Below are 21,259 nucleotides of genomic sequence, written 5' to 3'. Positions count from 1 at the left end.
TAACACATTCTCCCTCAAACGCTTAAATCGTTAAGCAGGTAGTTGGCGCAAATGGGCGGCCGCAATTAATGCTTGGGTGTACGGGTGCTGGGGCGAGGCGAGAACGTCAAGGCAGGACCCTTGTTCAACCACTTCACCATCTTTTAACACCATAATACGGTGCGCCATGGCGCGTATGACGGCCAGGTCGTGGCTAATAAACAGATAGCTCAGCTGGCGGCGTTCCTGTAGCTGGCGCAGCAGGGTAACTAGCTGCTTTTGCACGGTGCGGTCCAGCGCCGAGGTCGGCTCATCCAGTACTAATAGCTCAGGCTCCAGAATAATCGCCCTGGCCACGGCAATACGCTGGCGCTGCCCGCCGGAAAATTCGTGCGGGTAACGCGCCGCACAGCTTTCCGGTAAGCCCACTTCATGCAGAGTTTGATGCACGCGTTGGGTTACTTCGCTGAGGGGCAAATCAGGGTAATGAAAGCGCAGCCCTTCGCTGACGATATCAAATACCGGCATACGCGGCGAAAGCGCGCCATAAGGGTCCTGGAAGACCATCTGCAAACGATGGCGCTGGCGGCGTAATGCATTGCCCGTCAACTGGCTTAACGGAACATCGCCCAGGTTGATTTCTCCCCGGCTCTGCACAAGGCGCATGATCGCGGAGGCGAGCGTGGTTTTGCCCGAGCCTGATTCACCGACGATGCCCAGCGTTTCACCTGGGGCAATCGTCAAATCCGTTGCCTTGACGGCTTCGAAAGGGGGCGGCTGACGCTTGAATAATCCCGTTTTGGGGCGCTCAAAACTGACTTTTAGCTGGCGCGCGGTGAGTAGTGGCTTGGTGGCGGCAAGTGCCGCAGGCCTGCCTTCAGGTTCTGCCGCTAAAAGCGCTTTGGTGTAGTCGCTTTGCGGGTTGTTAAACACCTCTTCAACCGGCCCTATTTCCTGAATTTTACCGCGATACATGACGCAAACCCGTTCGGCATAACGGCGTACCAGGTTAAGATCGTGGCTAATAAACAGCATACCCATGCCGTGCTGATCACGAAGCTCTTTTAAAAGGGCGAGTATGTCTTGCTGAACGGTAACATCCAGCGCTGTCGTGGGCTCATCGGCGATCAGCAGCGCCGGGTTGTTGGCGATGGCCATGGCAATCATCACCCGCTGGCGCTGGCCGCCGGAAAGCTGGTGTGGCCATGCCTCAAGCAACTCATCAGTGCGGGGCAGTTTGACCTGCTCTAGAAGTTCTTTCGACCGGGTACGTGCTGCCTGCCCGCGAAGCCCCTGATGCAGGCGTAGCGCTTCGCCAATCTGCTTGCCTATACGATGCAGCGGGTTAAGCGAGGTCATGGGCTCTTGAAAGACAAATCCAACACGATTACCGCGTACCGCATTCCAATCTCGGCGGGTAAGCTTATTAAGGTCTGTCTCCTTAAGCCAGCGCCCACCGCTTACTTCGGCATTACTGGGCAATAAATTGATGGCGCCTAATGCTGAGACTGACTTGCCAGACCCGGATTCACCCACGATAGCCAGGGTTTCACCGGCATTGACGGTAAGCGTTAGGGCATCCACTACCACTGCGCCATCAAAAGCAATGGTCAGGTTGTCGAGGCGAAGCAGTGGTTTAAGCATGGTTAGCTTCCTGCGCGGGTTTAAGACGCGGTTTTACGTGGCGTGGATCAAAGGCATCACGCAGGCCCTCGCCAATAAACACGAGTAGCGAGAGCATAATGGCCAGCGTCATGAACGCCGTAATCCCAAGCCACGGCGCATGAAGGTTGTTTTTACCTTGGGCGGCAAGCTCACCCAGCGAGGGAGAGCCGGGTGGCAAACCAAAGCCCAGGAAATCCAGCGCAGTCAGCGTACCGATCGCCCCGGTAAACAGAAAAGGAATAAACGTAAGCGTGGCGACCATGGCATTCGGCAGGACATGGCGCCACATTATCAGGCGTGAAGGCAGCCCCATGGCTTTTGCAGCGCGGACATATTCCAGATTGCGGGCGCGTAAAAATTCCGCGCGGACAATATCGACCAGGCCCAGCCAGGAAAACAGCAGCATAATGCCCAGCAGCCACCAAAAATCCGGCTGCACAAAGCTTGCCAGAATTATCAGCAGAAACAGGACGGGAAGACCCGACCATATTTCGGTTATCCGCTGGCCAATAAGATCCACCTTGCCACCAAAATAACCCTGCACACCGCCTGCCAGTACACCCATTACCAATGAACCTGCCGTTAACACCAGGGCAAAGGCGACCGAGAGCCGAAAGCCATAAATGACGCGGGCCAGTACATCACGGCCTTGATCATCGGTACCCAGCCAGTGGCGGGTATCGGGCGGCGCGGGGGAAGGCTCTGTCATCTGCATATCCAGCGTTTGATAGGAGAACGGGATAAGCGGCCATAGCGCCCAGCCATTCTCGTTAATCTGCTGCTGAATAAAAGGGTCTAGATAATCTGTTCGAGTGGGTAAAAAACCGCCGAACTCGGTTTCTGGATAGTCAACCAGCAGCGGTGCGTACCACTGGCCGTCGTAATGCAGAATGAGCGGCTTGTCGTTGGCGATGAGTTCAGCAAATAAGCTTAAAATAAACAGTACGCCAAATAACCAAAGCGAAATGCGCGCCCGGCGATTGGCCTTGAAAGCCGCAAGCCGACGCAGCGTAATTGGTGAAAGCCGTGAACTGATAGACATCTTCACGACTCCCTTGAAGCGAAGTCGATACGCGGATCTACCCACATATAGGTCAGGTCGGAAATCAGTTTAAGCAGCAATCCAATCACCGTGTATAAAAAAAGCGTGCCAAAAATTACCGGATAATCCCGCTGCATAACGGCCTCAAACCCCAGCAGTCCCAAACCATCGAGTGAGAAAATGACTTCAATCAGCAGCGCGCCGGTAAAGAAAATACCGATCATGGCAGCCGGTAAACCCGCAATGATGATCAGCATGGCATTGCGAAACACATGGCCATACAGAATGCGCTGCTCGGTGGCTCCTTTGGAGCGCGCCGTCAGTACGTACTGTTTATGAATCTCGTCTAAAAAGCTGTTTTTAGTCAGCATGGTTAGCGTTGCAAAGCTGCCAATGGCCGCCGCCGTCACCGGCAGCGTGATATGCCAGAAGTAGTCTTTTATCTTGCCCCAGGTGGACAGGTCGGCAAAATCCGGTGAGGTTAATCCGCGCAGCGGGAACCAGTCTAAATAGGTGCCGCCTGCGAAAAGCACAATCAGCAGGATCGCAAAAAGAAACCCGGGTATGGCGTAGCCGACGATCACTAGTCCTGAGGTCCACACATCAAACCGTGAGCCGTGTCGTAACGCCTTGCGGATGCCTAGGGGAATGGAAATCAAGTAGACCAGCAGGGTGGTCCATAGCCCTAATGAAACCGATACCGGCAGGCGTTCAATCATCAGGTCGATAACCGGGCGATCACGAAAAAAGCTCGTTCCGAAGTCGAAGGTAAGATAATCCGCCATCATGCCAATAAAACGCTCGTGGGCAGGCTTGTCGAACCCAAACTGCTGTTCTAGCTGCTCGATAAACCGAGGGTCAATACCGCGTGCGCCACGCGAGTCATCGCTTACCTGTACATCGGCACCGCCCATGTCCAGGCGCGTGCTGGCCATGGCATTGGCGCCTTCAAAGCGCGCCAACATCTGATCAATCGGCCCACCGGGGGCTGCCTGAACAATCATAAAGTTGAGCAGCATGATCCCCACCAGCGTGGGGATCATTAACAGCAGTCGGCGTAGTGTATAGCGTGCCACAGTGCACTCCGTGAGTCGTGTGACTTGGATATTGTGATTAGTATTTTTTGTGGCCTGGCCAGACTCAACGACGACGCTGCAAGGCAGCTTCGCGGTCGGTGTCGACCCACCAGGCATCTAAATCCATCGCGTACTCTGGGAAAGGCTCTTGGTAGCCGAACTTATCCCATACCGCAATACGCGTTTCGCCGGAGTGATAGTGAGGAATCGTGTAAAATCCCCAGCGCAGCACGCGGTCAAGCGCACGCGTCGCAGTATCCAGTTCTTCCCGGTTCTCCGCGCTAATAATCTCCTCAACTAATGCATCCACTGCCGGGTGAGCAAGCGCCATTCGGTTACGGCTTTGCGGCGCCTCAGCAGCAGCACTGCTCCAGAAGTCACGCTGTTCGTTACCGGGGTTGTTGGATTGGGGGAAATGGCTGATCACGATATCGTAATCGTAATTACGCTGACGATTGAGGTATTGGTTGATATCCACAATTCGCATGGAGGTTTGTACCCCAAGGCGCGCCATGTTTCTAAGCATTGGTTGCACTACACGCTCAAGGCTTGCGTCGTAAAGCATGACCTCTAGGCGTAGAGGCTCTCCTGTCTGCTCATTAACCAATACGCCGTCTTCAACTTGGTAGCCCGCTTCATGAAGTAGTTCAAGTGCCCGGCGCAGCCGTTCACGAATCTCGGCCGGTTGATCAATAGGCAGTGAGTCGGTAAATAGCCTGTCTGAGTGATGAGATGCTAAAAGCTCTTCGCGGAAAGGTTCCAGCAGGGCAAGCTCCGCTTCTGACGGAGGGCCAGCGGCTTCCATTTCTGAGTTCTGAAAATAGCTCTCGGTGCGCTGGTAGGCATGGTAAAAAATATTGGTATTCAGCCAGGGAAAATCGAAGGTCAGGCTAAGCGCTTCGCGAACTCGCGGGTCTTGAAACTTTTCTTTGCGTAGGTTGAAAACAAACGCCTGCATCAATGAAGGGTTTACATCAGGTACCGTAATGCGTTTAACCAGCCCTTCGCGATACGCCGGAAAATCGTAGCCAATCGCCCAGGTGGCCGCTCGCGCATCAATTCTAAAATCCGTCAGGCCCGCCTTGAAGGCTTCCCAGGCGATATCCCTGTCACGATAGTAATCGTAAATCACCCGATCAATATTGTAGCGGCCAACGTTAACCGGCAGATCCTTGCCCCAATAGTCTTCATCACGCTGATAAACGATGCGCCGCCCAGGGTCTACCTCGCTAATACGATAGGGGCCGGAGCCTGGATGTGCAGTAAGCGTGGGCGCGGTGAAATCGTGCGATTCCCAATAGTGGCGGGGCAGGATGGGAAGTTGGGTAACGATTAACGGTAATTCACGAGACTCTGTGCTCGAAAACTCAAAACGAACCTGATGCTCGTTTAGCGCAACGACTTGCTCAACGTCGGCATAATAACTGGCGTAAAACGGATTGCCTTTCTCACGCAGCAGGTTAAAGCTAAATACGACATCATAAGCTGTGACGGGCTCGCCATCCTGAAAGCGTGCTTCTGGTCGCAGATCAAATTCCATCCATTCACGGTTCGGGTCCAGGCGCACGCCTTCGGCTAGCAAGCCATAGAGGCTGAATGGCTCGCCCGGATTACTCACCATCAGGGTATCGTAGATCTGCGATATGCCGGTGGCGGGCGTACCGCGAATAATGAACGGATTGGTAGAGTCAAAGCTGCTGCCCACTGCGGTGTGGGTGATGGTGCCGCCTTTAGGCGCCTGTGGATTGACGTGGGGAAAGTAGGCAAAATCTGCCGGAAGCTCAGGGCTATCATAAAGCGATAAGCCATGCATGGTTTCAATGGGCGCGGTGTTTGACGGCAATACATCTGCGGCCGTTACTCCGTCTGCTGTCATGGCCTCCCATTGGGAGTCAGCCTCTGTATCGAGAGCAGAGGCTGACAGGCTCAACAGCAAACAGTTGACGATTAAAAACGTCTTTACAAACAGAACACCACGCGGCATTGGTTACGTCCCATGTGATCAGCGTTTTTTTAACTCAACGTCCTGAAAGGGTCAGGAGCTGGCCTGGTCGTATGGCCTCGGGGCGGTCGAGGGCATTCCAGCGTATTAAGTCATTCTGATTTACATTGTAGCGGCTGGCAATGGCTGACAGATTGTCCCCACTTTCAACGCGGTGAATATCCGGCGTTTGGGTAGAGGCAAGCTCTGTAGACGTAGTGGGCGAAAGCTGAGCTAATACCTGAGTATCGACTTCTTCAGGAACCAGCAGCGTTTGTACGTTGCGTGGGTCGATACTGCCGTTTAGCAGACCAGGGTTTAGCTCGGCTAGCGCCGTCTGGCTGACATCTAAAAGCTGTGATGCCTGAGCAATGCTTAGCGGTTGTTCCAGCTGAACTTTGGCGAACGCGGGATCCAGATTAATGTCTGGCAAGGCCACGTTGAATTGCTCGGGGTTGTTGATGATAGTGGCGATGGCTTTGAGCTTGGGGATGTACTGCATTGTTTCATGCGGCAGTGAAAGATCCCAGTAATCGCCTGTCGATCCCTGGCTTTGTGCATTACGTTGTGCGCGATTCACAGTGCCAGCACCGGCGTTATAAGCGGCTAATGAAAGCATAATGTCGCCGTGATACCACTCATCGGCCTGCATTTCCAGGTAGTCCAACGCGGCCGCGGTGGACGTGATAACGTCTAATCGTCCATCGTAGTTACCGTTACGCACTAGTCCTAACGCATCGCCCGTACCCGGCATAAACTGCCACAGCCCGGCGGCACCGCGGTGGCTTTTGGCGCTGGGATCAAAAGAGCTTTCCACGAAAGGAATTAACGCTATTTCACCAGGCAGACCGCGTTCACTTACCTGCTGAGTGATCCAGGCAAGCCAGGGGGTGGCGCGTTCGGTAATGGTGGCAATATTTTGCGGGCTTGAACGGTAGTACTCGATCCATTCGTCAACCCGGGCCTGGGCGTCGGTGGGCAGGGTCAAGTCCTGCCATTGAAAGCTTTCGCGTAATTTTGTCCAGGCATCCTGCGGTTCCAGCGTTAAGGCTTCCCAAAAATGGCTGTGAAACGAGGTGGGCTGCACTGTTACGGGGGTGCCGACGTCGTCAGATGTCGTGGGCGTATAGGAAGTATTATACGCGGGGGTTGATGCTTGTGAGTTTGCTGCAGCGGCCAGTAATAGGCCCATAACTAGCGTACTGCCAGCGCTTAGCATTAAGCGCTGGCGAATCGTTCGATAGGTCATAGTGTCATTCGTTTGGTTTCGATAGCATTCTTAAAATCGGTTCTTCCACTCACGCAGAGTGGTGAACGTCGCGAGGTCGTTATCATTAGCACCCTGTTCACCTGCCGCATTGCGCACGCTGGGTGTGCTTACACGCAGGTAGGGATTAATTTTCAGCTCGCGTCCTATCGTGCTGGGTAAGGTGGGGCGGTCTAGCGCCCTGGCCTTTTCGCATTCCTTTAAGGCGTATGTCACGTTGTCATTCTCTGGATCAGCTGCTTGGGCAAAGACAAGATTTGCCTGCGTATATTCATGAGCAGCAAAGACCAGCGTATCTTCAGGTAGTTCCGCTAATTTGTTCAACGAGGTCTGCATTTGTTCAGGCGAGCCCTCAAACAAGCGGCCACAGCCCGCGCAAAACAGGGTGTCGCCGCAAAACAGCAGCGCCGGTATGCCCGGCGTATAGAAACTTATGTGGTCAAGCGTATGGCCCGGCGTCGCCATGACTTCAAACAGGCGGCCCATAATGCGTATTTGGTCGCCCTCACCCACGGTTTGGCTAATGCCCTTGATCGTTGGATTCTCGGGGCCAATCACGTGAGGAGAGTAACGCTTGATTAACTTGGCCAGTCCACCGGTATGATCGTGGTGGTGATGGGTAATAAGGATGGTATCCAGCGTCAGTGATTCGCGCTCTAAGAGTTCAATGACAGGATCAGCGTCACCTGGATCCACCACGCAAACACTTTGACTGGTATCTTGTCTTAATAGCCAAATATAGTTGTCGCTAAGGGCGGGAATCGGTGTCACGCTCATCATGGGCGAGATCCTTTTAGGGTTGCAAACCTGCTGTTAAGTACGTTGAAAAGACGCAGAGATGTGGTTAAAAAGCCGTTACTTTGGAGGGAAGCGCTGTTCATGTCAAATTCGACAAGGGCCACTACAATCGCCAAGCGCTTGATAAGTAGCCAGCCTTACTGGCAAACCGATGCCGGCCGCTCGCTTTGGGACATGCAGCGGGCCTGCCTGGGCCCGGTGGTTGAAAGCCGGGCTGGGCGGCATAGTTTAGAGATGAGTATGGGGCCTGACCTAATGACCATGTCAGCGATCCCGCATGCCATTCGTTGGGCGCCAACCTATGAACTGGCAACCAGCCCGTCGACGCTAGTTTGCCCCTCTGATCATCTAGCGCTGCCTGATCGCTGCATGGATGTAGTGATCATTCATCATTGGCTAGAGCATCTGGACGATGCCCACCACACGTTACAGGAGGCGGCGCGGGTAACCGCCGACAACGGCATACTGGTGCTGTTTGGCTTCAACCCAATGGGGATCAACGGCTTGACGCGCCGATGGCGCAAGCGTCGCCCGGCATTCCCCTGGAACGGTGAGCGGCATAAGCCTGGCCGACTACGCGACTGGTTGGCGTTTGTCGATTTTGAGGTCGAGCGCGTAGACTATTGCTGTTTTAGAGGCTTGATGAAGTCGTCTTGTCGTGAAGGGTGGGAGGCAATGGGGCGTCGGCACAACCTGCCGTGGGGGGAGAGCTATATGATTAAGGCGCAGCGACGTCAGCAATCGGCTCACGTTAAGCGGGTAAAATTTACCCTGCCAAGCTCGGTTTCCTCCTCATCGCTGGGTGCTACACGTAGCGGCAAACCGTCGCACTGCCAGTCTCATCAAGACGTATTGAGCCAACGCCAGCCAATAAAGGATAGATAGAGTGAGTAATCAAGCGGCCGAGCGCCTACCACAGGTCACGGTATATACCGATGGTGCGTGCCGAGGTAATCCAGGTCCGGGTGGATGGGGCGTCATTCTTTTTAGTGGCGAGCATGAGAAAACCCTAAAGGGCTATGAAGCTGACACCACTAATAACCGCATGGAATTAATGGCCGCGATCATGGCGTTACGTACGCTTAACCAACCGTGTGAAGTAGCCTTATGGACGGATTCCCAATATGTCCGTCAGGGAATTACCCAGTGGATACATAACTGGGTAAAGCGGGGTTGGAAAACGGCTGCCAAGCAGCCCGTTAAAAACGCCGAGCTGTGGAAAGAACTGCATGAAGAGACCCATCGCCACACGATTGAGTGGCACTGGGTAAAAGGTCACAGTGGCCATCCAGGTAATGAGCGTGCCGATGAGCTCGCTAATGAAGCAATCGATGAGCAACATCAGAGGAGAGCGTGATGCGCCAAATAATCATGGATACCGAGACCACTGGTATCGATCCTAAAGATGGCCATCGCATTGTCGAGATTGGCGCCGTAGAAATGATCAACCGGCGTTTTACCGGGCGTACCTACCATCAATATATTAATCCTGAACGCCACATTGACGCCGAAGTCGTCGCGATTCACGGGATCGATGATGCAAAGGTCGCCAACGAGCCGGTGTTTGCCCAGATTGCCGACGAGTTCTGGGCCTTTATCGAAGGGGCGGAACTGGTAATTCATAACGCGCCGTTCGATGTGGGCTTTATGGATCACGAGTTTGGCAGGCTTAACCAGCAGCGCGGCGGCACGCCGTTAGGGCCCGTTCGTCAGTATTGCCGCGTGCTGGATACGCTCACCATGGCGCGGGAGCTTCACCCCGGCCAGCGTAATAGCCTGGATGCGCTATGTAAGCGCTACGATATCGATAACGGCCACCGCGTACTTCACGGGGCTTTGCTTGACTCCGAGATTCTAGCCGACGTTTATCTGGCCATGACCGGTGGTCAAACGGCATTAACACTGGACTCGGAAGCTTCTTCGAATGAACAGCAGGCTAACCCGTCAAGCGAGGGTCTTTCGGTTCAACGCTTGAGCCTTAGCCCAGGGCAGCTGCGCGTGGTGCGGCCTACCGCTGAAGAGCACGCGGCCCACCAGGCTAAATGTCAGGCTCATAAGCTCAATTGGTTTGAGGAAAGTGGTCACAATGCTTAGGCGTGAAATTCCACATGATGCACGCGAAGGGCGGGTCGTTTACGTTTCGCGAAGCCATTTGGCGCCCGCTCCATTAGCGGGTGATCAGATGCTGACCCCGCTACAGCCCTTTCAGCCGTGGACGGAGCAGATGCAACCACTGTGCTACTGGGATGATGAACCGGTGGCGCTGTTGATTGAAAAAGAGCCCGGCGCTGACTGGATTGATGGGCGTCAATGGATGGCAGAGCTACCTGCTTCCTGGTTTAGTCTGCTTTCTACGGCTTTGCAGGTGGGCGCCTGGTTTGAAAACCATCGCTTCTGTGGGCGCTGCGGCGCACAGGCTACCAAGCTTGCCGCTGAGTTTGCCATGCACTGCCATGCTTGCGGACATCGCAACTATCCGCGCATCTCGCCGTGCATTATTACTCTGGTAACCAGCGGTGAAGCGATGTTATTGGCCCGCAGCCCGCGCTTTGCTCCCGGGCGCTATTCGACACTGGCGGGGTTTATTGAACCGGGTGAATCAGCCGAGGAGGCCGTTCATCGTGAAGTGTTTGAAGAGGTGGGCGTGCACGTTGATCAGCTACGCTACTATCAAAGCCAGGCATGGCCGTTTCCGCACTCACTGATGTTTGGTTTTTTTGCGGAGGCGACTACCCGGCGTATTCAGATCGATGGCGTTGAGATTAGCGATGCGGCCTGGTTTTCACCGCGGCAGCTACCGTCACTGCCGCCGCCGTATTCAATTTCGCGTGAATTAATTGAAACGCATTTAGCGCGCTGGCGCTAATCGCCACGCTATGAGGAATTAGTTAGGAAATAGGCTGGTTAGCTTGGTGGCCAACATAACGTTACCGGTGGCTTTAAGCTTGCCAGTCATAAATGCCGTCATACCGTTGATGTCACCGCTCATAATGCCTTTAAGGGTGTCGGTGCTCATGCTCAGGCTGACCGACGGATCATCGTGTTCGCCTTCTTGAACATCCAGAGTACGATCCTTGATGACTAAATAGTGGTCGCCAGCATCCGAAAAGTGGAACTGGAATACTTCATCCATGCCTTCGGCAGCTTCAGGATTAAAGCGGGCTTGTAACTTTTCAAGCGTGTTAACTGACATAACAATATCTCCATTATTTCAAAAATACGTGTAAACGGATGCGTAATGACCCAAAGAATGTGAATGAGAGTATTTTAAACAACTGTGTTGATCAAGCTGCGTGAGTTGATATCAATCGCCAGTTTAACCTCGTCATAGGAGAGTGTACGTGAGTGAATGGATGGCAGAAATGGGCACTTTCGTCGTGCAAACCACGATTGTGGTGGTGCTGCTAGGTCTTGGAGCCCTACTTATCCTACGCAGCAAAGGTTCTCGTGAAAGTGACCTCAAGCTACATATTGAACCGCTAAATGACCAGCGCCGGTCGCGTAAGCGGCGCCTTCGCGTTGCGGCAACGGAGCAGGGTGCCCGTAAAAAGCTGATCAAGGCGTTTCGTCAGGAAGATAAAAACCGTCATAAAGTAGCGAAGGGCAAAGACGCCGCTCAGCCAAGATCCAGAGTGTGGGTGCTGGATTTCCACGGCGATATAAAGGCCTCTCAAGCTGAGCAGTTTGCCCAGGAAGTGTCGGCAATCATTGATGTTGCCGAATCCAGTGACGAAGTCGTGGTGCGTTTGGAGTCAGCAGGCGGGCTTGTCCACGCCTACGGACTGGCAGCAGCTCAGTTGGATCGGTTACAAAGCGCGGGGCTTGCGACTACCGTTTGCATCGACAAGGTGGCGGCGAGCGGGGGCTATATGATGGCCTGTACGGCTCAGCATATTAAGGCTGCACCCTTTGCGGTGATCGGCTCGATTGGCGTCGTGGCGCAGGTACCTAACGTGCACCGCCTGCTTAAGCGTCATGATATTGATGTTGAACTACTCACCGCGGGTAAATATAAGCGCACGCTAACAGTGATCGGGGAAAATACCCAAGAGGGCCGCGAGAAATTTTTAGAAGATCTGGAAAATACTCATCGTTTGTTCAAGGATTACGTCAGCGAACATCGGCCCGATATGGATATCGAGACGCTGGCAACAGGCGAGATATGGTACGGCAGTGAAGCGCTCTCGAACCGGTTGATTGATAGCGTGGGCACCAGCGAAGCCTATTTGGTCGAGCGCATGGCAGAAGCGAACGTTTACCGGGTTAGGCTTGAGCCGCCGAAAACCCTCAGCCGGAAATTTGGTCTGGCGGTATCGGCGGGTATCGAAAGTGCCATGCTAAAAGCGCTAAGCATGCTGGAAGCATCGGGCTGGCAGCGCCGCTAAGCCAGACGCTGGGCTTTCATGCCGTATAGTGAAGCGCCAAAGTGTTTAAAATCGCTTTGGCGCTATCGCTGCTCAAAGAGTAGTAGATAGTTTGTGACTCCCGCCTGGTATTTACTAGTTCATCGCGCCGTAAAATCGCTAGATGCTGGGAAAGTGCCGATTGGCTAAGTGAAAGCTGTTGGTTGATTTGCGTGACGGAAAGCTCTTTCTCTGCCAGCAGACATAGAATTTGCAGCCTTTTTTCATTTGCCAAGGCTTTTAAAAGGTTAGTGCCTGCCTCAAGGGCCTGGCAGTTATTTTCAAGCAGACGTGCAGCGCTTGAGGACGCAGACATGATGATCTCCTTGCCTACACTGAATGGGTAGTAGTCATTGCAGCGTTTTAGAAATGGCATTTTTATAAATTATTATGGCATCGTCGCGGCGCGAAGATTGTTAATTTAATCATCGGTAATTTAGCGAGTTTTGTCCAAGCCTTTGTTTAACGATTAATCAATGGTAAGTCTTGGCTGATTTGTCAACAATCAACACGATCGTCGAGCCAGCTTTTAACAAAACGATTCTGAAAAAGTACTTAAAGCAGTACCTAGAACAGTACTTAAAAACGGTTTTTAAAAACAGCCCTTGAAAACTGTTCTTGAAAACAGCATTGAAAAACAATTCCAAGAAACAGTCTTTAAAATAATTCTACATCTTTAGTCGCTTTTAACCTCCCTGGATGAGCTTCTAGCCCATAGTATGAAGGTAGAGACGGAATTTACTTTATACAGTATCAGCCATGTGCCTCGCTTCGTTACTACAATAAAGATAGGGTCGTTATGAGCCGCTACCAAGAAGCTTTCCTGCAAGCGAACGAACAGCCCGAGCAGTTCTGGGCCGAGCAAGCCCAACGTCTGCCATGGTTTACCCCACCAACCCAGATTCTTACGTACGACGATCAGCAGCACGCACGCTGGTTCAGCGATGGCGAAATAAACCTTTGCTATGCCGCGCTTGATTACCACGTTGAAAATGGCCGAGCTGACCAACCAGCGATTTATTGGGACTCCCCAGTCACCCAGTCCAAGCGAACCCTCACCTATCAGCAGCTGCGTGATCAGGTGGCTTATTTCGCCGGGGCGCTTTCCGCGCTGGGCGTTGAAAAGGGCGATCGTGTGGTGATCTATATGCCCATGATTCCCGAAGCGCTGGTTGCCATGTATGCCTGTGCACGCTTAGGTGCGGTGCATTCAGTAGTGTTTGGCGGCTTCGCCCCGCATGAGCTGGCAGTCAGAATAGAAGATGCCGAGCCGAAAGTGGTGGTTGCCGCTTCATGTGGTATTGAGGTGGATAAGGTAATCCCCTACAAGCCAATTATTGATCAGGCGCTTGGCTTAAGTGCCCATCAGCCAGATGCCTGCGTGGTCTATCAGCGTGACATATGCCCGGCAACGCTGACGGCACTTGATCACTGCTGGGACGCGATAGTTGCCAAGGCCGCTTTTGCTGAATGTGTTCCGGTACTCAGCACGGATCCTCTTTACATTCTGTATACCTCAGGCACGACTGGTAAGCCCAAAGGGGTGGTGCGTGACACGGGGGGGTACGCCGTGGCGCTTGAGTACTCAATGCAGGCAATTTATGCCCTGAACCCCGGCGACGTTTTTTTTACCGCGTCTGATGTGGGGTGGGTGGTTGGCCACTCCTATATTGTGTATGCACCGCTACTGCGTGGCTGCACCAGCGTTGTTTATGAAGGCAAGCCGGTAAATACGCCCGATGCGGGTAGCTTCTGGCGGGTCATCGAGGAGTACAAGGTTAAAAGCTTCTTTACCGCGCCTACGGCTTTCCGGGCGATCAAGAAAGCTGACCCAGATGCCCAACTGCTTGCCCGGTACGACATCAGTAGCTTGAAGCACCTGTTTGTCGCAGGCGAGCGGCTTGACCCTCCTACCTTTCATTGGTTGGATGATCTGCTGGATGTGCCGGTAATTGACCACTGGTGGCAGACCGAAACCGGCTGGCCGATTGCCGCCAATCAGCCGGGGCTTGATTCAATGCCTATCAAACCTGGATCTGCGACCTTCCCTGTGCCGGGTTTTAATGTCGCAGTACTAGGGCGTGATGGCGAACCGGCAGCCCCGATGGAGCAGGGCAGTGTGGTCATCAAGCAGCCCATGCCGCCTGGGTGCTTAAGCGGTATTTGGCGGGATCCTCAGCGTTTTCATAGCGCCTACATGGCAGCTTTCCCGGGTTATTACCTGACCGGCGACGGTGGTTACTTCGATAAAGACGGCTACCTGTTTATCATGGGGCGTACCGATGACGTTATTAACGTTGCCGGGCATCGGCTATCGACCGGCGAGTTGGAAGAGGTCGTAGGCGCGCATCCCGCTGTGGCTGAATGCGCGGTTATCGGCATTCATGATGTGCTCAAAGGGCAAATTCCGATTGGTCTGGTGATTCCGAAAGATGGCTTTAATGGCGACGAAGCAACGCTTGAAGCCGAACTTATTGCCCGCGTGCGCGACTACATCGGCCCTATTGCCTGTTTTAAGCAGGTTCTGGTAGTTAACCGACTGCCTAAAACCCGTTCGGGCAAAATATTACGCAAGCTGTTGCGCAATATCGCGGACGGTAAGGCTTTTGGGGTTCCGTCGACCATTGATGATCCTTCAAGCCTTGATGAGGTACATACCGCCATGTGCGAGCGTGCTATCGGTACCGCTGACAAGGCAACGCCTCTCGATTGAGCTAAGGTGAGCTGCTTTAAGCAGGGCAGCTGGCTTTTATTGCGGTTAAGAAAGCGTATAATGCGCGCCCAGCAGCGCTATGCGCTTTCTTATGAGGGTTCCCTAACCCCTCTTGGCTTGTAAAAAAAGGTCATCTTGCATGTTTGCATTAAGTGATACGCAGTACCGCCGTTGCCTTTTCGTAATGGTTGCCTTCCATATCGGTATTATTGCTGCCAGTAATTACCTTGTTCAGCTTCCGTTTACCCTGTTTGGTTTTCATACCACATGGGGAGCGTTTAGCTTTCCGTTTATCTTTCTAGCCACTGATTTAACGGTTCGACTCTTCGGTAAAAGTGCCGCCAGGGCGATTATTTTAAGGGTGATGCTGCCTGCTCTGGTGGTTTCTTATGTGGTTTCCGTGGTGTTCCCACGCGGAAGCTTTGCCGGGATTGAAGCGCTGGGTGAATGGAATCTGTTTGTTGCCCGGATTGCGCTGGCAAGCTTTCTTGCCTATGTGATCGGTCAGCTGTTGGATGTGCAGGTGTTTGATCGGTTGCGGCAGCTGGCCTGGTGGATAGCCCCTGTTTGCTCAACGGTGCTGGGAAATCTTGCAGACACCTACGCTTTCTTCTCGACGGCGTTTTATAACAGCCCCGACGCGTTTATGGCGGCTAATTGGATTGAAATTGCTGCCGTTGATTACGTGATAAAACTCGCTATCAGCCTGCTGTTCTTTCTACCTCTATACGGTCTGCTGCTGGCCTGGCTTTCACGCCGTCTGGTGGTCTGGACCGGGCAAACCGATCTCTCCCCCCGTATGGCGTAGTAGAGTGGCTTAGCGCTTATAGGTAATGAGATAATGGCCTGCGGGTTTGTTGTTTAATCAATATTTAGGGAGTTTATATGACTGACGCTGCCACGGTTGATCTTCATTATCTGGAAATGGACAGTGAAGGCGCTCCCGATTCCACGCCTCTGGTGGTGATTCATGGCTTAATGGGGAGCGCTGATAACTGGCGTTCCCATTTGAAAGCCTGGCAGCGTTCGCGGCGTGTCATTGCGGTAGATTTACGTAATCACGGCCGCTCACCGCATAGCGACGATATGCGCTATGCCACCATGAGCCAGGATGTACTGGCCCTGCTCGATAAGCTTTCTATTACCCAAGCGCATGTGCTGGGCCATTCAATGGGCGGGAAAGTCGCTATTAGTTTGGCTAGGCTGGCGCCAGAGCGCGTGGTAACGCTGACGGTCGGCGACATTGCGCCGGTGGTCTATGAACATGGCCATGATGATGTTTTTGCAGCGCTTAAACGCGTTAGAGAAGGGCAGCCTAAAAATCGCCGTGAAGCGGACGACCTGTTGGCGGAACATGTGGACTCGCGCTCCACGCGGCTTTTTTTAGCTACTAATTTAGCCCGGAACGACGAAGGCATTTTAGGGCTGCGTATCGGGCTTGATGAAATCCAGCGTGGCTATGGCAATATAATTGGCCTACCCGCCGGCGACGGCCCCTTTGAAGGACCCACGCTGGTGCTGCGTGGCGCCGAATCACACTACGTTACCGACGATTTGCTGCCCGCTTTGCGTGAAGTGCTGCCGGGGGCACGCGTTGTGACGCTGAAAAATGCTGGCCATTGGCTGCATGCAGAACAGCCGGAAGCATTCCAGCAGGCGGTTGAAGCTTTTATTGAGCATCACGAACACTAAGGCCCAGTGGGCTTGCCGTTAAACGCTCTTACCCATAGCGGTTAGTAACAGGTTTTAACGGTCAGCCCGTGCTGTTCCGGGGCACGTAAAAAACGGTTTAAAATACGATAGCTGTCAATATCAAAAGCCGGGGTGGCGCCGGTTAGACGTTGAGCTTTTTTAAACGTATCGGCACTGCCCAGGTAGCACCAGTGATCAACAACATGCCAGGCGCTTTTCCCACCCGTCTCGGGTTTTTCTTGAATTATGATTCGTCCTTCCCAGGGCCACGCCTTAATCTGCAGCTGCGCCAATGCGTGCTGGGCTCGCTGGGTATGCGCCTGCAACGTCTCCACGCCTTCACAGGCGCCGTTACATTTACCTAACTGGCGGGCAAAACAGCGCCCTTTGCCTTTGGTAATGCCCAGCACCTGAAGGCAAAGCTTATGCTCTTCAGCTGTTGCACGCAGCGTATCCTTGGCGTCTCTGGCACTGCGAAAAAGACCGAAGAGCGCCCCGTCGGTGGGTTGGCTCAGCACGTCGCCGTTAACCAGGGTGGGGTAGTTTTCCCCTGACGGCCAGTGCCAGGTGGTTAGCTTGCGCTGTTTGCGTAGCTGGCGATTCATGCTCGGCATCATCGACTTAACCAGCTGGGCTTCACGTAGTTGCGCGCCTAGATCGCCCGCGGTTTCTTCCCACTCAATATGATGAATTTGCTGTGCGAGGCGCATCGCTTTGTTGTCTTGATGGTCACGCTGAAAATGACTCAATACCCGGCGGCGCAAATTGACACTTTTGCCCACGTACAGAGGGAGCCGGTTATGCCCATAAAAGAAATATACCCCAGGCGATTCGGGTAACCCTTCCAGCTGACGGCTATCCAAATGGGCAGGCAACGTGCGGTGTCGTTGTTCCTCAGTCAGTACGGTTTGCCATGTGTCGTCTGCATAGTGCGTTTGCCAAGCCTGCCAAAGTGACCATAGCGCGTTCACATCACTACTTGCCCGATGCGCGCGCGAGTTAATAATGTCATAGCGTTCAAGCAGGGCTTTTAAATTATGCTGTTGCTCCAGCGGAGCCAGTCGGCGAGATAGGCGCAGCGTGCAGACAATCGGCGTTCGATATTCGATGCCTACGCGCTTAAAGGCGTTACGCAGAAAGCTATAGTCAAAGCGTGCATTGTGGGCAACCAAGCGGTGGTCATCACCCAGCCAAACGCGCAGCGACTCGGCAATGTCTTCAAAGCAGGGGGCATCGACGAGCATGTCATCGTCGATGCCGGTTAGCTGGCTGATATTTGGCGGCACTCTAATACCAGGATTGATCAAGCTAGACCAGCTATCTACCTGATGTCCATTAATGATTTTAAGAGCGGCAATTTCAGTAATTCGGTCCCGCGTTGCGCTAGTTCCGGTGGTTTCCAGGTCAATAAAGATTAGCGGTGTTTCTGTCAGCGCACTGGCCATAGCGCTCCTGTATTAAAGGGTATGAGGGTCAACGGCTAAACGAGAGATGGGCAGTTCAGCGTCGATTAGGCCTTCTTTTAGAAGATAAGTTTCAAACGCTGCATAGCGGCGGGTATCCAGTGCCGCAGGACTTAACGCGATTCTGCGTAAAATATCCTGCCAGGCGTCGGCATTGATGGGGTTATCAAGTATTGGGTGAGCATCCGTTAATAGCTGCCAGGCCTGACTTGGATTTTCCACGATCCAATCGCTTGCCTCATCCAGGGCAATTAAAAAGCGTGACCATGTATTGGCTTGTTTCGCCAACGAATCACTGTTGGCGATGATAATTAGGCCGTCATGACGAGGGATGCCTAAGTCATGATAGCGCACGGTGTGCGTGGTAATACCGTTAGCGGCTAGCTGTTGAGGTAAAAAATGAAAAAAGCCATCGGCAATAGCGTCGATGTTTCCTTCATCGAATGCGCTGACGGGATTAAAATATACGCTTTGCGGAGATAAGAAAGCGTCGGTCTGACGTACCGAGCGCGGTACAAGCTCGGGTAGCATAATATCGATACCTTCCCGGGTGGAGTACCCATAATGCAGCCCTGAAAGATGCGTTATATTTTCAGGCTGAGCCTCGCCTTTTACAATCACGGCGTTTAAAGGCGTCTCAATCAGTGTGGCAATACGCGTGATGGGCATAGCCTCATGGGCAAGCAAATGTAGAAGCGGCTGGCGCGTGAGGGCTAAATCAACTTCTCCTGCGGCCAGCAGCTTGATAGCGATAGTGGGGTCGGCGGGCGTTTGTAGTTCCACATCAAAACCCTGCGCAGTAAATAAGCCGCGCTCTTGGGCGACCACCAAGGCGGCATGTTGTGGGCTTAAATACCAGTCGAGCATTACCGAGATGCTTTTAAGCGGCGGTGGCTCAAGTGGCGGTGGCAATGAGATAACGGCCGCGGGCACTTCATCGCTTACTTCGCTGTCAGTAAGTGGCGAAAGTGTATCAAGGAACTGAATATCACTTTCCAAAGAGAGCACTGGCTGTTCATCTTGGGTATTGGCTTCCTCTGCGTAAGCCGATGAAAATAAGAACAATAAACAAAACGTCACCATGAATAAACGTGAATGCCCATAACGAGAAAGGCAGTGCAACATAATCGGTCACTCCTGATATCTAGACGGCGGAGTTTAGCCCTGTCAATCCGTGGATGACCAGCCCCTTATCGCGTTAGCGTGCTGAGTTGACGCAGTAAAATTAACGGTGGCGTGTAATAATAGCGCGGCATTGATGTAGAGATGGAGAGACATGGACGCGATCTATACGTTCTTTTTAGTAGGCGGTTCTTTAATGGCGCTCAGCATATTAGCGAGTCGCCTATCATCAATGGTCGGTGTACCGTTGCTGCTTATCTTCCTGGGCCTGGGCATGCTGGCGGGCGAAGAGGGGGTGCTGGGGGTCGTCTTCGATGATTACGCGATGGCTTTCACTATCGGACACCTGGCGCTGGCCATGATCCTGCTTGATGGTGGCTTGCGCACGCGGCTTAAAACATTCCGGGTGGGTTTTAAACCAGCGCTTTCGCTTGCCACCTTCGGGGTGTTCATAACCAGTGCGATCGTGGGCTTGATCGCGATGTGGGTGTTCGATTTAAGCCTGGTGCAAGGGCTATTGGTAGGCGCGATTGTGGGCTCAACCGATGCCGCCGCCGTTTTCTCAATGTTAAGTGGGCGCGGCGTGAATCTCAATGAGCGGGTAGGGGCCACGCTTGAGATTGAGTCCGGTACCAACGACCCGATGGCCATCTTCCTTACCTTGATGCTGGTTGAGCTATTAGTCGGCGACATGGGTGGGCCTGTTGAAACCCTCATCTTCTTTATTTCACAGTTTGGTATCGGTTTGATTGTCGGACTGGGTGGCGGCTGGTTAAGCGCAAAACTGCTGCGCTGGCTGGATTTGGCGCCGGGCCTTTATGCCATGCTGGCGCTGGCCTTGGGCTTTAGCGTGTTCGGGTTAACCAGCGTGCTGGGTGGCAGCGGGTTTTTAGCGATCTATCTAGCGGGCCTCATGATTGGAAATCAGCCTGGCCGCCACCTTAACTTTATTCTCCCCGTGCACGATGGCTTGGCCTGGTTAAGCCAAATCGGTCTGTTTCTGGTATTGGGGCTTTTAGTGACGCCTAGCCAACTGTGGGATGTGGCGTTGCCTGCTGGCTTAGTGGCGCTGGCGCTTATTTTTATCGCGCGCCCACTTGCGGTACTCATCGCGATCAAGCCGTTCTTCAAATTCCGCTGGCGGGAAACCTTCTTTATTGCCTGGGTGGGGTTAAGAGGGGCAGTACCTATTGTATTGGCCATCTTTCCGGTTATCGGTGGGGTAGAGAATGCCTCGCTTTATTTTAATGTCGCCTTTGCCGTTGTATTGATGTCGCTCTTGATACAGGGCGGCTCGCTGACGCTTATGGCGCGCTGGCTAAAAGTGGAAGTGCCGGCGGGCACGACTCCCAACCGCCGAGGGCCATTGGGTATCTTGCCAGATAACGATTTTGAAATGTTTGTCTATATGGTCGAGAATCGGGATCTTGAAGATGTCCCCATCCGACTGCTGCGCTTTCCTTCGGGCGCGCTGATTTCAGCGCTGTTTCGTAATCACGCCATGCTCCACCCCAAAGGCAGCACCCGGTTAAAAATGGGAGATGTCATTTGTGTCATTGGGCGCACGGAAGATCTTCACGCGCTAAACCGCTTGTTTAATGGTGATGCCAAGCTCAAGCAGGAGCGCGCCTTCTTCGGCACGTTTACGCTCGAAGGTAGCGCACAGATGCTGGATGTCGCTCAAGCCTATGGCTTAACGTTAAGCCCCGGCGAGCATGACATGACCTTGGCCGAATTCGTGGCCCTGCGCGTAGGCGGGCACCCGGTCATCGGTGATGATGTCGACTGGCACGGCATTCACTGGGTCGTCAGCGATATGGAGAAGGGTACGATTACCCGTGTGGGCCTTCGATTGTATTGATTTCGCTAGAAGGTGTTGACTTCCAAGGGAATACTGTTAATATACGCACCCATAAGCCGGAGGGATGGCAGAGCGGTTGAATGCACCGGTCTTGAAAACCGGCGTAGGTGAATAACCTACCCAGGGTTCGAATCCCTGTCCCTCCGCCACAATATAGTTTCAGGTGTTCTCAGAGATACCAGAAACACAGCAACGAA

General features: G+C 53.3%; 19 protein-coding genes and 1 tRNA gene. 10 read left to right on the top strand and 10 right to left on the bottom strand.

The window, feature by feature from the left end:
• Positions 1 to 30: 30 nt before the first annotated feature.
• The 6 genes from ACT3R7_RS07020 to gloB form a co-directional block, all read right to left on the bottom strand.
• Positions 31 to 1,623 carry an ABC transporter ATP-binding protein gene (locus ACT3R7_RS07020; RefSeq protein WP_496198947.1) on the bottom strand — a complete coding sequence of 531 codons (1,593 nt, stop codon included), beginning with the start codon at positions 1,621 to 1,623 and terminating at the stop codon, positions 31 to 33.
• Positions 1,616 to 2,686, bottom strand: coding sequence for an ABC transporter permease (locus ACT3R7_RS07015; RefSeq protein WP_496198946.1), 1,071 nt, complete (start codon positions 2,684 to 2,686; stop codon positions 1,616 to 1,618). Before ACT3R7_RS07015 ends, ACT3R7_RS07020 begins: the two co-directional genes overlap by 8 nt.
• A gap of 2 nt (positions 2,687 to 2,688) precedes the next feature.
• A complete protein-coding gene (locus ACT3R7_RS07010) occupies positions 2,689 to 3,762 on the bottom strand; it encodes a microcin C ABC transporter permease YejB (protein ID WP_018916209.1) in 1,074 nt (357 codons plus the stop codon).
• Between the two features lie 64 nt (positions 3,763 to 3,826).
• Positions 3,827 to 5,638, bottom strand: a complete 1,812-nt coding sequence (locus ACT3R7_RS07005; protein ID WP_496198956.1) for an extracellular solute-binding protein — start codon at positions 5,636 to 5,638, stop codon at positions 3,827 to 3,829.
• Positions 5,639 to 5,780: 142 nt separating this feature from the next.
• Complete coding sequence (locus tag ACT3R7_RS07000; protein ID WP_496198945.1) at positions 5,781 to 6,992, bottom strand: transglycosylase SLT domain-containing protein; 1,212 nt, start codon at positions 6,990 to 6,992, stop codon at positions 5,781 to 5,783.
• A 30-nt stretch (positions 6,993 to 7,022) separates the two neighbouring features.
• Positions 7,023 to 7,790 carry a hydroxyacylglutathione hydrolase gene (gloB, locus tag ACT3R7_RS06995; protein WP_018916206.1) on the bottom strand — a complete coding sequence of 256 codons (768 nt, stop codon included), beginning with the start codon at positions 7,788 to 7,790 and terminating at the stop codon, positions 7,023 to 7,025.
• Between the two features lie 99 nt (positions 7,791 to 7,889).
• On the opposite strand from gloB, the gene ACT3R7_RS06990 reads away from it, so the two are divergent.
• Genes ACT3R7_RS06990 through nudC form a run of 4 tightly spaced genes read left to right on the top strand, consistent with a single transcriptional unit; the run spans position 7,890 to position 10,674 of the window.
• Positions 7,890 to 8,693, top strand: a complete 804-nt coding sequence (locus ACT3R7_RS06990; protein ID WP_496198944.1) for a class I SAM-dependent methyltransferase — start codon at positions 7,890 to 7,892, stop codon at positions 8,691 to 8,693.
• Position 8,694: 1 nt separating this feature from the next.
• Positions 8,695 to 9,165 carry a ribonuclease HI gene (gene rnhA, locus ACT3R7_RS06985; protein WP_018916204.1) on the top strand — a complete coding sequence of 157 codons (471 nt, stop codon included), beginning with the start codon at positions 8,695 to 8,697 and terminating at the stop codon, positions 9,163 to 9,165.
• Positions 9,165 to 9,902 (top strand): DNA polymerase III subunit epsilon, encoded by a 738-nt coding sequence (gene dnaQ / locus ACT3R7_RS06980; RefSeq protein WP_496198943.1) that lies wholly within the window; start codon positions 9,165 to 9,167, stop codon positions 9,900 to 9,902. The genes rnhA and dnaQ overlap by 1 nt, the downstream gene beginning before the upstream one ends.
• Complete coding sequence (nudC, locus tag ACT3R7_RS06975; RefSeq protein ID WP_444491706.1) at positions 9,895 to 10,674, top strand: NAD(+) diphosphatase; 780 nt, start codon at positions 9,895 to 9,897, stop codon at positions 10,672 to 10,674. Before dnaQ ends, nudC begins: the two co-directional genes overlap by 8 nt.
• A gap of 18 nt (positions 10,675 to 10,692) precedes the next feature.
• Here the strand turns inward: nudC and ACT3R7_RS06970 are convergent, their stop codons facing one another.
• The gene (locus ACT3R7_RS06970) at positions 10,693 to 11,001 is read right to left on the bottom strand and encodes an SCP2 sterol-binding domain-containing protein (protein ID WP_018916201.1); all 309 of its coding nucleotides are present in this window, start codon (positions 10,999 to 11,001) and stop codon (positions 10,693 to 10,695) included.
• Between the two features lie 148 nt (positions 11,002 to 11,149).
• Between ACT3R7_RS06970 and sohB the strand changes: the two genes are divergently transcribed.
• Positions 11,150 to 12,193 carry a protease SohB gene (gene sohB / locus ACT3R7_RS06965; protein ID WP_496198942.1) on the top strand — a complete coding sequence of 348 codons (1,044 nt, stop codon included), beginning with the start codon at positions 11,150 to 11,152 and terminating at the stop codon, positions 12,191 to 12,193.
• A gap of 16 nt (positions 12,194 to 12,209) precedes the next feature.
• Here sohB and ACT3R7_RS06960 read toward each other — a convergent pair whose 3' ends face one another.
• Positions 12,210 to 12,527, bottom strand: a complete 318-nt coding sequence (locus tag ACT3R7_RS06960) for an ArsR/SmtB family transcription factor (protein WP_018916199.1) — start codon at positions 12,525 to 12,527, stop codon at positions 12,210 to 12,212.
• Between the two features lie 483 nt (positions 12,528 to 13,010).
• Here ACT3R7_RS06960 and ACT3R7_RS06955 point away from each other — a divergent pair, with 483 nt between their 5' ends.
• The 3 genes from ACT3R7_RS06955 to ACT3R7_RS06945 all read left to right on the top strand — a co-directional run bounded on the left by ACT3R7_RS06955 (position 13,011) and on the right by ACT3R7_RS06945 (position 16,616).
• Positions 13,011 to 14,924, top strand: a complete 1,914-nt coding sequence (locus ACT3R7_RS06955) for a propionyl-CoA synthetase (protein ID WP_496198941.1) — start codon at positions 13,011 to 13,013, stop codon at positions 14,922 to 14,924.
• A gap of 139 nt (positions 14,925 to 15,063) precedes the next feature.
• Entirely contained in the window at positions 15,064 to 15,732 is a 669-nt protein-coding gene (locus ACT3R7_RS06950) for a 7-cyano-7-deazaguanine/7-aminomethyl-7-deazaguanine transporter (protein ID WP_193092362.1), read from the top strand.
• A gap of 77 nt (positions 15,733 to 15,809) precedes the next feature.
• Positions 15,810 to 16,616, top strand: coding sequence for an alpha/beta fold hydrolase (locus ACT3R7_RS06945; RefSeq protein WP_496198940.1), 807 nt, complete (start codon positions 15,810 to 15,812; stop codon positions 16,614 to 16,616).
• 41 nt (positions 16,617 to 16,657) lie between these two features.
• On the opposite strand, the gene ACT3R7_RS06940 is transcribed toward ACT3R7_RS06945, so the two are convergent.
• Both ACT3R7_RS06940 and ACT3R7_RS06935 read right to left on the bottom strand, forming a co-directional pair.
• Positions 16,658 to 18,061, bottom strand: a complete 1,404-nt coding sequence (locus ACT3R7_RS06940) for an exonuclease domain-containing protein (protein ID WP_496198939.1) — start codon at positions 18,059 to 18,061, stop codon at positions 16,658 to 16,660.
• A 12-nt stretch (positions 18,062 to 18,073) separates the two neighbouring features.
• On the bottom strand, positions 18,074 to 19,204 hold the full coding sequence (locus ACT3R7_RS06935; RefSeq protein WP_496198938.1) for an ABC transporter substrate-binding protein: 1,131 nt from the start codon (positions 19,202 to 19,204) through the stop codon (positions 18,074 to 18,076).
• Positions 19,205 to 19,355: 151 nt separating this feature from the next.
• Between ACT3R7_RS06935 and ACT3R7_RS06930 the strand changes: the two genes are divergently transcribed.
• Both ACT3R7_RS06930 and ACT3R7_RS06925 read left to right on the top strand, forming a co-directional pair.
• Positions 19,356 to 21,062, top strand: coding sequence for a potassium/proton antiporter (locus ACT3R7_RS06930; protein ID WP_193092359.1), 1,707 nt, complete (start codon positions 19,356 to 19,358; stop codon positions 21,060 to 21,062).
• 58 nt (positions 21,063 to 21,120) lie between these two features.
• Positions 21,121 to 21,211, top strand: a tRNA-Ser gene (locus ACT3R7_RS06925).
• Positions 21,212 to 21,259 lie beyond the last annotated feature (48 nt).

The organism is Halomonas sp. AOP43-A1-21, from assembly GCF_052376775.1.
Taxonomy (GTDB): Bacteria; Pseudomonadota; Gammaproteobacteria; order Pseudomonadales; family Halomonadaceae; genus Vreelandella; species Vreelandella colorata.
The sequence above is the reverse complement of the archived record's forward strand: the minus strand, read 5'-3'. Positions and strand labels throughout refer to the sequence as shown.

Bases quoted from the DNA above. Each gene is read 5' to 3' on its own strand.
- ACT3R7_RS07020 (WP_496198947.1), bottom strand. From the start codon at position 1,623: ATGCTTAAACCACTGCTTCGCCTCGACAACCTGACCATTGCTTTTGAT.
- ACT3R7_RS07015 (WP_496198946.1), bottom strand. From the start codon at position 2,686: ATGTCTATCAGTTCACGGCTTTCACCAATTACGCTGCGTCGGCTTGCG.
- ACT3R7_RS07005 (WP_496198956.1), bottom strand. From the start codon at position 5,638: ATGACAGCAGACGGAGTAACGGCCGCAGATGTATTGCCGTCAAACACC.
- ACT3R7_RS07000 (WP_496198945.1), bottom strand. From the start codon at position 6,992: ATGACCTATCGAACGATTCGCCAGCGCTTAATGCTAAGCGCTGGCAGT.
- gloB (WP_018916206.1), bottom strand. From the start codon at position 7,790: ATGATGAGCGTGACACCGATTCCCGCCCTTAGCGACAACTATATTTGG.
- ACT3R7_RS06990 (WP_496198944.1), top strand. From the start codon at position 7,890: ATGTCAAATTCGACAAGGGCCACTACAATCGCCAAGCGCTTGATAAGT.
- dnaQ (WP_496198943.1), top strand. From the start codon at position 9,165: ATGCGCCAAATAATCATGGATACCGAGACCACTGGTATCGATCCTAAA.
- nudC (WP_444491706.1), top strand. From the start codon at position 9,895: ATGCTTAGGCGTGAAATTCCACATGATGCACGCGAAGGGCGGGTCGTT.
- ACT3R7_RS06970 (WP_018916201.1), bottom strand. From the start codon at position 11,001: ATGTCAGTTAACACGCTTGAAAAGTTACAAGCCCGCTTTAATCCTGAA.
- ACT3R7_RS06960 (WP_018916199.1), bottom strand. From the start codon at position 12,527: ATGTCTGCGTCCTCAAGCGCTGCACGTCTGCTTGAAAATAACTGCCAG.
- ACT3R7_RS06955 (WP_496198941.1), top strand. From the start codon at position 13,011: ATGAGCCGCTACCAAGAAGCTTTCCTGCAAGCGAACGAACAGCCCGAG.
- ACT3R7_RS06950 (WP_193092362.1), top strand. From the start codon at position 15,064: ATGTTTGCATTAAGTGATACGCAGTACCGCCGTTGCCTTTTCGTAATG.
- ACT3R7_RS06945 (WP_496198940.1), top strand. From the start codon at position 15,810: ATGACTGACGCTGCCACGGTTGATCTTCATTATCTGGAAATGGACAGT.
- ACT3R7_RS06940 (WP_496198939.1), bottom strand. From the start codon at position 18,061: ATGGCCAGTGCGCTGACAGAAACACCGCTAATCTTTATTGACCTGGAA.
- ACT3R7_RS06935 (WP_496198938.1), bottom strand. From the start codon at position 19,204: ATGTTGCACTGCCTTTCTCGTTATGGGCATTCACGTTTATTCATGGTG.
- ACT3R7_RS06930 (WP_193092359.1), top strand. From the start codon at position 19,356: ATGGACGCGATCTATACGTTCTTTTTAGTAGGCGGTTCTTTAATGGCG.